Source organism: Methanosarcina vacuolata Z-761 (assembly GCF_000969905.1).
Lineage (GTDB): Archaea > Halobacteriota > Methanosarcinia > Methanosarcinales > Methanosarcinaceae > Methanosarcina > Methanosarcina vacuolata.
In genome coordinates, this window is record NZ_CP009520.1 from 1,406,231 (window position 1) to 1,422,379 (window position 16,149).

Here is a 16,149-nt window from a genome sequence, read left to right on the forward strand (position 1 = left end):
TGGTGGTAATATGGAACTTACTCCGATTCAAAAAGATATTATTATTGCATTAATCAACCTTCAGCGGCAAAAGGACCGGGCAATAAAGGGAGAAGAAATAGCCGAGGTAATCAAGCGTAATCCTGGAACTATCCGCAATCAGATGCAATTGTTAAAGGCCCTTGGTCTTGTAGAGGGAGTACCAGGGCCAAAAGGAGGCTATAAGCCCACAGGGGCAGCATATGACGCATTAAGAATCCAACAACTGAAAAATGAGTCCGTAGTTCCCCTTTACAGGAACAATGCGTTAGTTAGTGGAGCTACAGCTGCCGATATTAGTTTTACTACGGTTAGGAGTCCGGATGCCTGTAGTGGAGTCGTCCGCGTAATTGGAAACACAAAAGATTTCATAATGGACGATAAGCTCCAGGTAGGCCCCACGCCTGTAAACCGTCTGATAATCCGTGGAGAAGTTACAGGAAGAGATGACACTAACAATTCAATTCTGTTCAACATTACGGAAATGATCTCACTTCCTAAAAAACATGTCAAACACTATATGAAGTATCCCCCTTTGCTTGTAAATCTCAATGCAAGTATCCAGGAAGCAACGAGGCTTTTTATCCGGAATAACGTTCATGGAGCTCCTGTAGAAGATAAAGGAAAAATCATAGGAATCGTTACCTACACCGATATTGCCCATGCTATTGCTCAGGGAAAACCCAATGTAAAAGTCAAAGATATCATGACAAAAGAACTTATCACGGTTGATGGTGATATGCAGCTCTACGACGTTGTAAAACTCTTTCATAAGTATAACGTAGGCAGGCTCATCGTAACCATTAATGGAGTGCCCAAAGGCACACTGTCAAAAACCGATGTTTTGAATGAACTGGCAGTATATTGAAAAATTAAGGTTTTTTGTGGCCCTTTAAATGAAAAGAAATGCACATGAAATTCTTATAATCACAGGCACAAAGAAATGAAAGTGCTTGAAAGAACTTTCATGCCAAATAAGTTAGTAAAGGTTATTACAGGTTAGTAAAAGTTCGTAAAAGTTAATGAAATTCATTAGAAGATAGTAGAAGGTAGTAGAATAGTGTAGTAGAAGGTAGTAGAATAGCTGGAAAACTCGATGTATATAAAATATCGAATTATCCGGGTTCTCAAACCAGGAGGTAAAAACCTCCAGGTCTTCAATCCCTTTTCATGCTTTCATGTCGGGCACTGAGCTCGGCTGCGATTTCATCAAGGGTAACATTATTTGCCGCAAGCATTACCAGAAGATGAAAAATAAGGTCTGAACTTTCAGAAACGATCTCTGCATGATTTTCATTCCTGACTGCGAGGATTGTTTCAATTGATTCCTCGCCTACTTTTTCAAGAATCTTGTTCATACCTTTACGATGGTTCAAAAGCTTGCAGACATATGAGCGCTCGTCATAGTTCTGTTTTCGGTCCAGTATGATTTCATATACCCTGTTTAAGATTGATAGGTCAGCATCCGGCATTTTAACACCTTTTTAATTAACACGGACAAACATTTTTAAAAATTCAAACAGAGAAAAAATATCCAAAAAAGTAAATACAGGAAATTTTCAAACTTTCCTTGGATCAGTGATTTCTCCGGTAAGGGCTGATGCTCCTGCAGTCGCAGGGGAAGACAGATATACAAAAGATTCGGGACTTCCTTCTCTGCCCTTAAAGTTACGATTCGAGGTTGCAAGGCCCACTTCTCTTGCGCCAAGCAAGCCGAAAGAGCCACCCATACAGGGTCCGCAGCACGGTGATTCTACGATTGCACCTGCATTCATGAGCTTTTCTATATACCCGGCTTTCAAGAGTTTCAGGTACTCAGTTCTTGAAGCAGGAACTACAAGCAGACGAACACCCCTGGCTACTGGCTCATCGCCCATGATATCAGCCATGATTTTAATGTCTTCGAATCTGCCGTTCGTGCAGGAACCCACAAATATCTGGTCAAGTTTCGTACCCTCTACCTCGGTTACGGGTTTTACATTATCCACATGGTGAGGGCAGGCTACCTGGGGTTCCAGGTCAGATACGTCGTAGTGCTTAACTCCCACATATTTTGCATCTTCATCGGATTTCCAATATGGATCGAACTCATAATACATAATCCGCTCTTTGAGGTAGTTTGCAGTTATTTCATCAGCTTCGATGATTCCTGCCTTCCCACCCATCTCGATTGCCATATTGGACATAGTCATACGTTCGGGAATCGAGAGAGAGTGAATTGTTGAACCTCCAAACTCGGCTGCCATATACCTGGCCCCTTCTACTCCTACGTCGCCTATCAGGTGGAGGATAAGATCTTTGGAGTAAACACGATCTGGCAGGTTGCCTTCCACCTCAAAGCGGAAAGTCTCAGGTACCCTGAACCAGAGTTTGCCAGTAGCAAAAACGGCTGCCATATCCGTAGACCCTATACCTGTAGAAAACGCACCGAGTGCACCATAAGCACATGTATGCGAATCCGAGCCAACGATAAGGTCTCCTGGCAGGACATGCCCTTTCTCGGGAAGAACCTGATGGCAAACTCCTTCGTATACATCATAATTTAAAATGCCCTGTTCTTCAGCAAATTCTCGGAGCATAATATGATTTGCGGTGGCGTTAATGGAGTCCGCAGGAACTTGATGGTCAAATACGATCACTATTTTCTTTGGATCCCATACGTTCTTCTCTTCTTTGCCCTTCATAATCTCATAGAAGCCTTTGACTGCTAGCGGACCTGTAATGTCGTGAGTCATTGCAAGGTCTATATTTGCCAGTACGAAATCCCCGGCTTTTACGGGACTTCCGGAGGCTTTCGAAAAGATCTTTTCCGAAACGGTCATCGGACAACTTTCATTACCAGACATCCCGGTCATGGGGAATAACTGGCTCTTTATAATAAATAAATTTAATTGATGATACAGGGCAACAGAAACTAAAAAATCTTTCAAGCTTATGTAAAAACGGAGTTTTCTACCGTAAGAGCATTTTAACTGGTAAAATTTGAAAGTCTGCCAATTTTTGCTCTTAACCACTAATTTCGGTGCTTCCTTTGCTGTCGTGAACTATAAAGGTAAATGTGCCATTTTCCAGGCTCTTTTTTGCAAGCTTGAGGCCCTGTTCACCTCTTCTGAAATCCACGAAATTCTCATACAGGTCAAGCGTATCCTCAAGTTCCGAAATATATCTGAAGAGAAGATTCTCTGTCATTTTTCGGCTTTCTTCTATAGAGATAGGGGATCCAAGACCTTCACATTCGCAGGTCTGCAATTTCAGCTCTTCGATATAAAAAGGATAAGTGCTGCAGAGCATAGGGCGCACGGGATAGATCCGGCATTTGTACGTGTCTCTTTCAAGAAAGATACAATCTCCGTTCCTCTTCCGCCTGAGAATCCATCCAAAGGCATGTACCTTGCCCTCACAATCGATATAATCTTTAAAAGATTCAAGACGGTCAGGAGAAAAAGACTCTTCGTTTTCCTCCAATGCCCCGAATGAAGTTTCCGGACGTTCTTCTTCAGATTCCTCTTCCCCATCCGGGATAGAGTCCTCAGTCACAAACGGTCCTGCAACTTCCAGTTTTGAGAGGTCGGTATATTCCCGGATTCTTTCAATTTCGGAAGGAATCACCGCTACCCTGTTGTCCCCGAAAGCCCGCCTGCAGCATTTTCCACAATGCTGGCAGGAGAACCCGATTTTCTGGATTTCGGATGCAAGCTTTTCGGAGTCAAGTTTGCGAGCCATTTCTATTTCTTTCTTGAGATCGGCAATAAGAAGTTGCTGATAACTTGTTTTTTCGAACTCCGGCTTATTGTCTGTGCTGGAAGCTTCCATGCAAATACTCGTGCCCTGCTGGTACATCAAATTAACGCAAACTACAATTGACGCCAGGAATATTTGGAAATCTCATCCTGAAGAACCTTTACCTTACTGACAACGGACCATAATAAGAAACTATATATCAGGGAACCCAGTTTAAACTTAAGTTTATATGTGGCAGACATTACTCAAAAAGTTTGAAAAATATCCTGCACAGGCAAAAGTGCTTAAATTGCTCTTTGAACGCGGGTTTCAGGTAAATGAAGAAGGGAAGGTCACCTCCGGGAGTATTGAGATCGCGCATACCCAGCTTGCAAAAGAAGCAGGTGTTGACCGGAGAGTAGTCGACGCAACTACAAAGACCATTATTTCAGACGAGCTTCTGAGCAGAATTTTTAAAAATGTTCATTCCATCCCCTTCCTCAGAGACGTAGCTCCTTCTCTTGGCCTGGGAGTAATCATTATTATCCCGGAAGATGCCGCTGACGTGGGCATCCTTGCGGAGGTTGCAGGCCTGATTTCAGGAAGCAAGGTAAGTATCCGGCAGGCTGTCTCGGATGACCCATATCTAACTGATAACCCAAGACTTACAATCATTACCGACAAGAAAGTTCCTGGAGAACTCGTGGACAAAATCCTGGAACTGCCCTCAGTCAAAGGAGTAAGCATTTACTGAACCTTCTACCAGAAAGTAGGATACCATAACAAAATGGAAGCGAGATTGGAAACTCCACTTAAGAGACTGTTTTTTCAATTGAAATTGAGAAAAGTTCTTTCCTTGAGTTTACTGTGAATATCAATTGTGGATATCGATTGTGAATATCGATTGTGAATATCGATTGTGAATATCAACTGTGAATATCAACTGTGAATATCAACTGTGAATATCAACTGTGAACATTAACTTATTTTTTTCCCCTTCTAAATACGGAAAGTCCCAGAGCTATTCCAAGGAATCCAAAAAACATAGCATGAGTAGAAATATTTCTTACTTTACTTATGGATACTGAGTCTTCTATAAAATTTTTAACAGAATCCGCAAGCCTGAGGATTTTGTACTCTACCGATGGTTCCACATCTGCAAGCGTCCGGGTTCCAGTAAAGTACATAACAAAGTTCTCAACAGGCTCAAGACTTTTCCGGTTCAGAAATTCCTCGGCACTCATACTCTCGTTTCTGCGGCTTGAGCCTGAATCTCCGGTATCTTTCGGATTAACAATGTATGCGGCGTCTTCCGGAATAACAGTATTTTCGGCAGATGATTTGTTTGTCTGGTTCAGTACCTGAATAACAACGCAGGCTGAAGAACTGCCATTATCATTTCTTGCCGTAAGGGAAACGGTGTAATTTCCCGGGCAGCAGAAAGTATGTTTTGGTCCCGGGCAACAAGACTTCTTCCCATCCCCAAAGTTCCAGGAAAGCGAATCAGCATTTCCAGAAAAATCAAAAAACTGGATGGTAAGCGGAACGTACCCGGTTGTCACATTGGCACCGAATTTAGCCTCAGGAAGTATTGGAACTGAGGGGTCAAGAGCTTTTAAAACATTTATGGTCACATTAGTAGAGTCGCTGCCATTCTCGTTCGTGACATTCAGGATAACCTTATTATTACCCTCAGTGACAAAAGTATGTAAAAAATTAGACGAGTTCGAAACCTCCTGGTCTCCAAGTCTCCACAACAGCGAGCTGGCGTTTTCTGAGATATCTGTAAACTCGACCGTAAGAGGCGCGTATCCTACTGTCACGTTGGAAGTAAAAATTGCTTCTGGCATCACGGGAAGTTCAGGAGTGAAATTCATCAACGGCCTGTAGTCCATATTCTTTGTGAGGCGATTTACGGCATATTCAGTATCGCCAATACCGTCTGAGTCCACATCCTGACCTGTATAATCACTCCAGCAGTTGCCCGAGGTCCGGTTCCAGGTATTGAGTTTATCGTCCCTGGCATTATTCGTATTATTAAAGAAATTATTGTATATCGTGTTGCCTGAAGAGGTAAGCAACTTGATGCCACAATCGGCGTTTGAAGTTACTGAGTTATTGCTCAGGGTGTTATTTTCTGACTTAGACAGACAGATCCCGATTTTGTTCTCCGATATAATGTTGTTATTTATGATACAGTTTTGAGCACCATTCAGGTAAATTCCACATTTACTGTTGGTTACTGAGAAACCGCTGATTGTCACATTGCTGGCAACTACTTTGAATACGTCACTCTCTTTATCCATTCCGGTAATAACTGTATTGTAAGGAGTTTTTGAGTCCGAGATTATTGTTAGGTTATCCTGATTGATTTGAACGCTTTCATTATATTCTCCGGGCATCACAAAGATAGTATCGCCTGGCAAGGCATTATCTACTGCTTCCTGAATTGATTCTCTTGGGGAAACATAAATATTTTCTGCTGCGCAGGTTTCTGAAATAGGAATCAAAACCAGAAATATTGTAAATAAGCAGACTCGCCTGAGAGTTCGAATTTTTGTCATATTAACCCACACTTCAATCCAGGAATTTACAGAATTATTTTTTAAAAGGATACATATAAAATTGTTGATTAAAAAAAATATTGAAAAATAGAAATTTTAATTAAAAGCTTTTAAAAAAACTTATTTGGAAAAATGAGGCTTTCCAGATTTTTGTGTTCAAACAACCACGTAACTAAAATTCTAGAGTGAAATGTAAAATTAAAATCTTGTATAAACTTTCTCTAATTTATAAATTTAAATTACAGGGTCAGGTGTGAATTACCCCTCCCTAAACTCTTCGCAAAGCTCAGAGTTTTGAGGAAGGGGTTTCTTGGTTCATTCATGTCAATGGTTTTTGTTCTAACAAATTTGATGAGATTTGTAGAAGGCCAGGGGGAATTTGAGATGAAATGGCTTAAAGATTGGTCATTGGAACGCTTACAACAGTAGATTGCTATTTTACTCGTATATTTTTTACAAGATTCATTCTTTTGCATTCAGTTTGGAATCGATTTTCTTCAGAATACTTATCTCTTTTTTTATGCAGGCTTTATATTCTTTGAGATCCTGTTCGTCGAGGAGATCCGTTGTAGAAGCTTGAGTCTCTTCCACTTTCTTCTTAAGAATTTCATAGTACTCTTCTCCTTTTTCGGTTAAATTTATCATGACTTTTCTTCTGTCTTCAATATCTGTCTTTCTATAGACAATTCCTTTTTTTTCCATGGAATCTATCATTCTTGAAAGGCTACTCCTATCCATATTCATACACAGACCGAGGTATGAAGGAATCATTTCCCCCATCGTGCCAATTATCAAAATAGCATTAAACTGTTGTCTGCCTAGCTTTTCGGGTCTGCTCGATCTCGCTTTGGATATCATTTCTGAGTATTTTCTTTCAACCAATTTGTTAAATAGTACTTCCCTTTCCAGTATCAATAGCCCCATTTCTCTCCTCTCATTAATATCTGACATGCTTCCTCCAGGATGTTAAACGTGTAACTGCGGATACAGACAAAGGATGTCCAGTAAGATCACATCTTCGGTATATAATAAGGGTCCACTCTAGTATATGATGATATACCGATGCAAGACTTTTGGATATTTTATATCTCAGTTTTGGGATATTTTTTCATTTTTATAATTGGCATGAATCCAAATGCCGCCTGTATTATGCAGTGACATAATTCATGATTAGATAATTAAAGGAAGGACTGTAAACCACCTGAAATATATCTAGAAAATAAATAATGCAAAACATTTGTAGATCATTCGCCCAAAAATTTGAATCTTTCGCCCACCGCTTTCTCCCCATTATTTTCCTCTTTTAATAAATCTTTTTTCAAACAGGTTCAATGCACTAATGCATCGATTCTCAAATAAGTACATAATAAGGAAATAATTACGGCTTACGACTCAAATATTATTTTCAAGTCACATGGAATTCTTTAACACGGAAAACACAGCCGGTCGCAGAGTGATTCGATCTGGATATTGCAACCACGGAAAACATGGAAAGCACGGAAGAAACACGCCTTTACTACTGGTTTCCGCGTCTTCCGTGCTTTCAGTGGTTTTCAAAAAATTCATTCCTGATATACTTTGGAATCAATGCACTAGTACTGCGATTCTGAAAGAAGTTTATAAACTTGACTTTTGAATAGATCCAATGATCTCGGATTTTTCCAGGAAGTAAGGAATCGATTTTGAATCTAAGCACTGTTAAGCTGTCTGCTTTAATACCCAACTTGCACCACTGCCTCCAAGTCCTGATTTGTTTCTTTTCCCAAAAGATTTCCTTTGATAGACAGTTTCAGCTCTACTCTTTTCCCCGGACAACCATAACTGGTACCTTTGAACTTCTTACTACCTTCTCTGCAACACTTCCGATTAGGAGTTTATCAAGTCCTGTTTTTCCGAGTGTACCCATCACTATCAGGTCAATATTATTATTCTCGGCGAAATCTGTAATCACACTACTCGGATAACCGTCTAAAACAATTTCTTTTACCTCCACGCCTGAAGCCTCTCCAATCTTCTTAACCTCAGATACTGCTTTCTCCCCTTCACTTCTAATTATTTCATATATGTTTTTTTTACCAATAGTCCAATAATCGGAAATTATGGAAGACGTATTTACAACATAAAGTGCATGGACAGCCGCTTCGCTGAGTTTTGCAATCTCGATTCCGTAAGAAATGGCTTTCTGTGTATTTTTAGATCCATCTGTTGCAATCAATATATTTCGGTAAAAAGCTCTCTCCATATGTTATTCCCCATTTGCTTTATACATAAAATATCAATAGAAAAAATTAATTTCTTTATTCAAGAGCTCGTCCCAAAACCAATATTATTTCCACATCAGTAAGAGTTTCAGGATTCTTTTTCAGAATCATAATCTCTATTGATAATCCAGAATACAATATTCAGAGAAGCAATTTTGAGTTTTGGGATGGGCTCAAAAATAAGTTTGTAGCCTTTTTAGATGGCTACCTGGGTATTATTTATATGCTGATAATTATTTCAATGCTGTTTCTTTCTCCTGAACATTACAAAAAATGCGGCTAGAGCCATTGTAATGCCTGTCACAAGCTCAAATCCGGGGAGAGAGTTTTTTCCCTCCAGAACTTCGGTATTGATCTTGATAGTATCCGAAGTCTGGTCATGCCCGTCAGAGTCTTCATAAAAAATTTCGCTGCTCAGAGAATATGGTTTTGGAGTTGCAGTTTCGTCTACATCCATATCAAAAACAGCAACTTCACTGTCTCCGGATTTCAGAGTTCCAAGGTAAGCCTGGTCATCAGTGGTACTGAAGGGATCAGATGCACTAACTCTAACGGTTGCATCTTTTGCAGTTTCTTCTCCTGTGTTTTTATATGTAACATAAAGCATCCCACCTTCATCAGGGTAAAGGTCACCTGTTACATTTGTAACTTCAAAGTAAGGCTCCTTTTTGACTTCAATGTTTATGGTCTGCGTCTGGGTCTTATTTTCATACCAGATGCCTACTTCCTTATTTGTTACGAGGCCTGTAACACTGTCAAAATCGTCTCCGCCTACCTGGACATTATTCTGGTACTGATAAGAAAGGTCCAGGGTCAGGGGATATATACCTGCAGGAGTGTCTTTATTAATCTCAATTGTAAACTTTGTGGGATTTGAGCTCTCTTTTCCCTGCTTGAGAGTGCCAGCTTCTTGAGGTTCAGATTTAACTTTAATGTCAGGATTATCGGATTTAAGGGTCGCAAGAATGCCTACAGCTGTCGTAGCCTGAGCCTCATACTGCATCTCTGACTGCTGGAGCATCTCATCTGCATAATTTCCAATATCTGCATCCTTTTCAGATTTAAAGCCGGAAATTTCACCTTTGTTCATCATATTTATATTAAGAGTTGCGGTATCTCCTCTTGAGAATTGGTTGTCCCCAACAAGTGTTGCATTAAGGTCAGGCCCTCCGTATACTGAGTAATAGTTTTTACTGATATCAAAATTTTCGGGTAAGGCTGCCTCTGCTGGCAGGACTGCAGAGCAAAGGATCAGAAGGGTTGTAACAGTAATAAATAATCCATTTTTATTATTCATTTTCATCACCTGATACATTCTCATCATTCTGGTTTCTTTTCCGGTGTACACTTATTATCTGGTAAAGGGCGATAACTATAATCAGTAAAATTGCTATTCCTGTGATGCTAAATTTTTTTTCTGCAGCTTCAAGAGGTACGTTCACCTTCATACCTTCTGATAAAGTAGTGTCTCCATCTTTGTCAACGTATTTTATCTCACTATTAATCCCGTATTTTTTTACAATTGCATTCTGATCTGCCGAAATTTCGAAACTGGCAGTCTTTTCTTTGCCGGGGCCTATATCTCCTATCCTTACTATGGATTTCTCTGTGCTCAGAGGGCTCATAACAATAATTCGGGCTAAAACATCTTTTGCTACGGTTTCTCTTGTATTTTTATAAGTGACCTCAATAACTTTAGTTTCACCCTGCACCAGGCTGCCAGAGACATTGGTCACTTCAAATTTAGGTTCACTTTTTATGGAAATTGGTATTTTGAGAGTTTCTGTCTTCGTTTTGTACTCTCTTGCAAACTCTACATCCGTAAGCCCTAGATTTATTGCATCCGCAGTTACAGTTTTGACATTTGCCGGATATTGATAGGTCACTGGCAGGAGAAGTTCATAATTACCGGCTGGTGCATCGCTATCTATTTTGATGATATAGCTAAGGGTTGCTGTATTTCCTGTTTCAAGGTCTTCAATGCTCTGGAGACTGGCTGTAGATTCTACTTCAACGTATTTTGTTCCCGATTGAAGGGTAGCTTCAATATCTTTTGCAGTAGTGGCTCCTTTTTCTTCTTCCAACTCCGCAAGTGCAATTGTTTCCTCAGTAGAGTCGTTTATCCTTTTCTGGTTTGCATTCAGCCTTTGAAAACCGGATATAACTCCAGTATTTGCGATTTTTATCTTCAGATCTGCAGTTTCCCCTCTTTCAAACTCGGGATCTCCTGTAATTGACGCCTGCATTACTGGAGCCCCGTAACTCTTGTAGTAATCTACAGTATACCCATGATCTAGAGCGATGAAATTGGTTTCATCATCCTCTCCCAGGGCTGGAAATGCAGTTAGTGAGAGAACTGAAAGAAGAATTGTAACTACGAAGAATGTGTTAATTATCTTCTGTAACCTGTTTTTTTTGGGTTTCTTCATTGGGTGTCGGCCCCCTTGACATTATTTGCTTTTGCTTGTGGAGCCTGTATTCCTCTCCTTTTTTCCCTCCAGGTATCCATTAATACAATAAAAGGAGGAAATACCATGAAGGTTGCAATAAGGACAAGTACGATATCGATAACTGTCACTGTTCCAAAGTCACCTATTAAAGGAAAAGGCGATATTGTCAGAGCTGCAAATCCACCAATAACCGTCGATCCTGAGGCAAGGAGTGCGGCACCGATACTGTCACTCGTCCTGTATATAGCTTGCAGAGGATCAGCTCCGTGATCCTTTTCTTCAAAATATCTTTCCATCATGAGGACTGAGTATTCACAGCCTATTCCAATGATCAGTGCCCCCATAGTTGCAGTCATAGGAGTGTATAGAATTCCAAGAAACTTCATTACCAGCCCTGACCAGCCAGTTACTATAAACATTGGAATTATGGCAGCGAGAGCTTTTAGCCAGTCTCTGTAAACTATCAGCAGTCCTCCCAGAACAAGGAACAGCCCAAGGTAGGTCATTAGAATTCTTCCGTCTGTAAGCGCACCCAGAACTTCAATGTAAACCACCGGGTTACCTGTGATCGTAACTGTGACGCCTGGAGGAACCTGCATCCACTGAATATCCTTCTCTATTATTCCGGTTAACTCTTCAATCCCTGTAGTCTTTATGTCGGACACGGCATTTCCAATGTTTAAATTTAAGAGAAGCATATTTCTGCCATACACATATCGATCCTTTTGGGATTCCGGAATTTCATTGTATATTGCCTCTATTTCGTCTCGGGTTTCCGGGATTGTACCTCCATTATACTCTTTTATTAGAGGCACGATGCTTGAAGTGCTTTCAATATGCTGCCTTTGAGTTTCATGTTCGCTGAACTTGTCAATCCACTCTAGAACTTCAGGATCAGCAGTATCCTTTACTTTTATTATGAGGTTAAGTGTATCAGTTCCCCCCGTAATATCCTTCATATGGTTCAGGTCCATAAGGGCTGGCAGATCCTGGGGAGCAAAAGATGTTGTATCCGTCTGGGCACCCACCGACTCATCGGCATATATACCTCCTATACAGAGCAGAGTTGCTATCCCGAGTACCAATAAATTATTCTTTATTGAAAAATTATTAACCTTTTCAAGAATGTGTTTTACCAGATTGTTTTTCGACTTGTCGGAAGAAACATGGTCTGCATCTATTTCTGTCGTTTCTGGTTCTTTTTTCCTTTTCTTCGATTGGAAATTGTTTGAGATATCGTCAAAAATATAAACTGTGACTACCCCGACAAACATGGCTGCTAAATAGCACATTAATATGCCGATCGTAAGAAGTTTTCCAAAATCCTTTATCATTGGAACTGTGGATGTAAACAGGGAAAAAAATCCCAGAGCAGTCATGGTAAGCGCTATGAGTACAGCAGGTCCTGTGTGCTTTATTGTTGATATGATGGCCTTTGACTTGTTTCCGTCTTTATTCAGTTCTTCTTCAATTCTGTTATGGAACTGAATAGCATAATCAATACCAAGCCCTATCAGTACTGGGAAAGCTGACATGGAAACCATTGATAATGGAATTCCCAGAAAGCCCATAGCTCCAAAAGTATAAACAATGCCTAGTAGAACCACTGGTAAAGGAAGGAGGCACCAGCGAACATGCCGAAAAACAAGACTTAATACAATTACCATAAAAACGGCAGCAAGTCCCAGCAATGGTCCCATACCGGTGCTCATCGCCTCGCTCATTTCAATCTTATAGGCTGGATCACCTGTTACTATGAGATTATAAGAAGGAGGAAAATCAGAAAATTTGACAGCTTCTTCGGTTTCCGTTATTATTTCTTTTTGCTTATTATCTGTGGTGGACCCGGCCATCGTTACATAGATCAACATATGTGTATGATCAGGAATCAATGTTCCGAATATAGCCGGATTTTCATCAATAATTTCCTTGATTTCTTCATCTGTAGCGGGAACCTGAGACCTTCCTGTATTTTTGTAATTCATTTCCTTTATAATAGAAGTCGGACTTGTGATCCCAACAATGCCTTCTGTTGACTCTAGCTGGTGTTCAAGCCGATCTACTGATTTCATTATGTCAGCAGACTCTACATCGTTCCCCTCTACCATCACTATAATGGAATTGGTTCCAAATATGTTTGAGTAAAGGTGATCATAATCCTGATACAGTTTCGAATCTTTGCTTACAAAGGTTTCCGTTCCTGATTCCATAGTAATTTTCTGTGCACCCTGCATTGATATCAAGATGAGAAGAAAAAAAATCAGAAGTATGGTCATGCGGTTGTTATGGACAAATACTCCAAGTTTTTCAAAAACACTTTTAATAGCATATCCCTCTCACTACTTTTTTGGAGATAGTTGTAAAGTATATATGAGCCTACAAATAGCGATTGATTCCAACGGCTCTGTGCTGATTCAAATCCGTCAATGCATAGTTTTTTTAAAAATCGTCATCGTCTAGAATCTGTGTAAATAATCCTCGGTATCATATTGATCTATTAAACTAAGGGTTTCGTTGAAGACTTCCTCAAAATAATCACAATACTCAAGTCTTTTATCTGTCAGGGAGACAAGCACTTTTCTTCGGTATTCCTGATCATTTTCCGAAAGTGCTCAGTTCCCTGAACTTATTCATAAATTTTTTCTGGAAACTCTGTTCCAAAATTATGTTCTCAAGAACATCCCTTTTCATAAAGAGAAATGTCTTCTTCAGCGTTGTTTCATCTCATATTTTTATACCACTAGTCCTTCTACATCTGGTTTTAGATGGGGAAGGAATTTTTCATATCTGAAATCCACATCAATTTCAGTTCTAAATGGATATTTAGCCTCCAAGGTCTGATATTTGACCTAAACTATGAACAATGTCAATAGTTAAATTCCTAACTATTGATATTATCAACTAATTTATTGTATTTTAATCTTATGTCCAGTACATATGGAAAAATTATATGCAACTTCTTTGAAAAGTTTTAAGTAACACTAATTGCGAAAATTGTTGAGAACAGTGTTGAGAACAGTGTTGAGAAAATTGTTGTATCCTGAAATTATTTCGCAAATTTAAATATATTTTAATGTTTAATATGTGATACATCAGCAAGCAACGCAAGAGATTAAATGTTGAGTAAATTTAAGTTTCATTTTGGTAATATAGAATGATTCTATAAAGAAACAAATTAGAAGTTGAAGCGAAATACTGGGTCACCTGTATACGATGCATAACGGCAGTAAAAAATTAATAAACAGAACGACTTTTGGGATAAAACACTTTATTGGTGACGATTTTAAGTCCTGGGTTCTGTAAAGTCTGCGTAGGAACATAGTTTTTTCAGAGGACCTAAAGTCTATAAGATTATTTATACTCTGCAGACCCTGCAGAATTATTTTCTTTCTATCCCGTGAGGATTCTAATTTTATCATTTCATCACCTGCTGACAGTAGAATATTCGAAGATTAATAAAATGTATAAATTTTTATATTATTAAGTCAGAATAAGGAAATGGGCTTCCGGATATACAAATACCTGATGCCATCTGTGCTTACTGAAAATTTGATTTAGCCTTCAGACTACCAGAACCTACAACTGTCTTTACATAAAATTCAGTGAATGAAATTAACATACTGATAAAATAGGGAGTAAAAAGACATGGTAGCAAAAATTAATCCCGAATCCTGCGCTAGTTGTGGAAGCTGTATAGGCGAATGTCCTGCATGTGCAATTTCCCTCAATGACGATGATGTTTCATTTGTGATTGAAGATAAATGCAATGACTGCGGCGTATGTTTAGATGTATGCGTACATGGGGCAATTACCATCATATAAAACTGTGAAAACTTATATAAATGCGTGGGCTACTCTAGAAACAAGCCAAGATCAAGTTGTCGAAGTTAATATATTAACCAACCTGAATGAGAAAATCCTGAAAATTTTCGAGCTTTTTGCTGTGTTTTCTTCCAGGATCTTTTGCAAGCTCCTCTATGCCGTGAATAACACACTGATGAAGAAACTCAACAAGTTCAGGAATGAACCGATAGTACCAGTTGCTGTCGCTTAGGGTTTTATTTGCTTCTTTTTCATATCTCTTTTCAAACCGGTAAGTGTACGCTGCAAGGTCCAGAGGGTTCATTGCCTGCAACGCTAAAAACAAAAACTATCTTTCGTCGGGAAAGTACCCGGATTTTTGCCCTTTTGAAATGATGAGGTAAATAAATAATCCAAGAGACAAGAAAGTTATTGTGTAATATATTGATTTATCTGTATATTTACTTATAAAGTGCTTTGTGGTCAGTATTATCATGTCATGCCAGAGATATATAGACAGGCTATGCACTCCGATAGGTTGTAACAATCTTATTTTTTTAACTTTTAGTTTAACAACATAATTTAATAAGTATTGGGCTAGCGAGATGTTTAATACGATAAAAGATCCTGCCACAACTATCGCAGGCAGTTTATCAAAAAAATTGAATATGTAAATGCAACCGGTAAAAGCCGCAACGGGTAGTATGTGCATTCCACCGAGTTTATTTTGATATTTATTTCCAATATGGCCCAGATAAAAGAATAGGAAATATGCGTAAGTCCTCATATCTCCCAGGTAGTATAAAGGATTAGGTTGATTAGGGCCGGAAATTGGATATTTCCCCAAAAAGAAAAAATAGAGCCACCATAGGGATATGAGGGAACTACCAAGCAGAATGAACCAGTTGGGGGTATGTAGCTTATATGTTATCCACAATATAATTATCATTATAAATAAGGATAAGACATACCATAAATGGAAATACGGCCGAAAAAAAATGTCAATAAGTGTGTTGAATGAAACTGTTCCTGTAATAACAATGTATGTAATTGAAGCAAATAGCCAAGGAGTGAGCATCCTATACTGATATTTTTTATATAGTTTTTTGATAGATACTTGTTTGATCCATTCTTTACGGATTAGAAACCCTGAGACCGATAAAAATAATGGAATGTGACAACCATAGATTATATACCTTACAATGTTGTTGTTCAGGCTGCCGGTGAGAACATGACCGATAATAACAATAATTACAAGAATTCCTTTGAGGATATCTATCCCAGAATAATGCTCTTTAACTGTTATTGTAGGCTCGGCAACCATTTATATATTAT

The 16,149-nt window shown here is 39.1% G+C and carries 13 protein-coding genes and 1 pseudogene; 3 read left to right on the forward strand and 11 right to left on the reverse strand.

Annotation, left to right across the window (positions count from 1 at the left end; all coding sequences use genetic code 11):
• The first annotated feature begins 10 nt into the window (after positions 1 to 10).
• Entirely contained in the window at positions 11 to 886 is an 876-nt protein-coding gene (locus MSVAZ_RS06030; RefSeq protein ID WP_048119272.1) for a CBS domain-containing protein, read from the forward strand.
• Positions 887 to 1,175: 289 nt separating this feature from the next.
• Here MSVAZ_RS06030 and hisE read toward each other — a convergent pair whose 3' ends face one another.
• The 3 genes from hisE to MSVAZ_RS06045 all read right to left on the reverse strand — a co-directional run bounded on the left by hisE (position 1,176) and on the right by MSVAZ_RS06045 (position 3,831).
• On the reverse strand, positions 1,176 to 1,490 hold the full coding sequence (gene hisE / locus MSVAZ_RS06035) for a phosphoribosyl-ATP diphosphatase (RefSeq protein WP_048119275.1): 315 nt from the start codon (positions 1,488 to 1,490) through the stop codon (positions 1,176 to 1,178).
• Between the two features lie 87 nt (positions 1,491 to 1,577).
• The gene (locus tag MSVAZ_RS06040; RefSeq protein ID WP_232316289.1) at positions 1,578 to 2,864 is read right to left on the reverse strand and encodes a 3-isopropylmalate dehydratase large subunit; all 1,287 of its coding nucleotides are present in this window, start codon (positions 2,862 to 2,864) and stop codon (positions 1,578 to 1,580) included.
• A gap of 160 nt (positions 2,865 to 3,024) precedes the next feature.
• On the reverse strand, positions 3,025 to 3,831 hold the full coding sequence (locus MSVAZ_RS06045; protein ID WP_048119283.1) for a YkgJ family cysteine cluster protein: 807 nt from the start codon (positions 3,829 to 3,831) through the stop codon (positions 3,025 to 3,027).
• Between the two features lie 157 nt (positions 3,832 to 3,988).
• Between MSVAZ_RS06045 and MSVAZ_RS06050 the strand changes: the two genes are divergently transcribed.
• On the forward strand, positions 3,989 to 4,492 hold the full coding sequence (locus MSVAZ_RS06050) for an amino acid-binding protein (RefSeq protein ID WP_048119286.1): 504 nt from the start codon (positions 3,989 to 3,991) through the stop codon (positions 4,490 to 4,492).
• Between the two features lie 229 nt (positions 4,493 to 4,721).
• Here MSVAZ_RS06050 and MSVAZ_RS06055 read toward each other — a convergent pair whose 3' ends face one another.
• The 6 genes from MSVAZ_RS06055 to MSVAZ_RS06080 form a co-directional block, all read right to left on the reverse strand.
• Positions 4,722 to 6,302, reverse strand: coding sequence for a PKD domain-containing protein (locus MSVAZ_RS06055; protein WP_052727900.1), 1,581 nt, complete (start codon positions 6,300 to 6,302; stop codon positions 4,722 to 4,724).
• 462 nt (positions 6,303 to 6,764) lie between these two features.
• Positions 6,765 to 7,253, reverse strand: coding sequence for a MarR family winged helix-turn-helix transcriptional regulator (locus tag MSVAZ_RS06060; RefSeq protein WP_048119289.1), 489 nt, complete (start codon positions 7,251 to 7,253; stop codon positions 6,765 to 6,767).
• 844 nt (positions 7,254 to 8,097) lie between these two features.
• Positions 8,098 to 8,544, reverse strand: a complete 447-nt coding sequence (locus MSVAZ_RS06065) for a universal stress protein (protein WP_048119292.1) — start codon at positions 8,542 to 8,544, stop codon at positions 8,098 to 8,100.
• A gap of 257 nt (positions 8,545 to 8,801) precedes the next feature.
• Positions 8,802 to 9,860: a COG1361 S-layer family protein gene (locus MSVAZ_RS06070; RefSeq protein WP_048119296.1), complete on the reverse strand. Its 1,059-nt coding sequence runs from the start codon at positions 9,858 to 9,860 to the stop codon at positions 8,802 to 8,804.
• Positions 9,853 to 10,992 carry a COG1361 S-layer family protein gene (locus tag MSVAZ_RS06075; RefSeq protein WP_048119299.1) on the reverse strand — a complete coding sequence of 380 codons (1,140 nt, stop codon included), beginning with the start codon at positions 10,990 to 10,992 and terminating at the stop codon, positions 9,853 to 9,855. The genes MSVAZ_RS06070 and MSVAZ_RS06075 overlap by 8 nt, the downstream gene beginning before the upstream one ends.
• Positions 10,989 to 13,289, reverse strand: a complete 2,301-nt coding sequence (locus MSVAZ_RS06080) for an efflux RND transporter permease subunit (protein ID WP_084626080.1) — start codon at positions 13,287 to 13,289, stop codon at positions 10,989 to 10,991. Before MSVAZ_RS06080 ends, MSVAZ_RS06075 begins: the two co-directional genes overlap by 4 nt.
• 1,369 nt (positions 13,290 to 14,658) lie before the next feature.
• Between MSVAZ_RS06080 and MSVAZ_RS19320 the strand changes: the two genes are divergently transcribed.
• The gene (locus tag MSVAZ_RS19320; RefSeq protein WP_082091042.1) at positions 14,659 to 14,835 is read left to right on the forward strand and encodes a 4Fe-4S binding protein; all 177 of its coding nucleotides are present in this window, start codon (positions 14,659 to 14,661) and stop codon (positions 14,833 to 14,835) included.
• A gap of 82 nt (positions 14,836 to 14,917) precedes the next feature.
• On the opposite strand, the pseudogene MSVAZ_RS06085 reads toward MSVAZ_RS19320, so the two are convergent.
• Together MSVAZ_RS06085 and MSVAZ_RS06090 are read right to left on the reverse strand one after the other, a co-directional pair.
• Positions 14,918 to 15,123: pseudogene (locus MSVAZ_RS06085) on the reverse strand (IS4 family transposase); the annotation flags it as partial.
• Between the two features lie 40 nt (positions 15,124 to 15,163).
• Positions 15,164 to 16,138, reverse strand: a complete 975-nt coding sequence (locus tag MSVAZ_RS06090; RefSeq protein ID WP_048119308.1) for an acyltransferase family protein — start codon at positions 16,136 to 16,138, stop codon at positions 15,164 to 15,166.
• Positions 16,139 to 16,149: the final 11 nt, after the last annotated feature.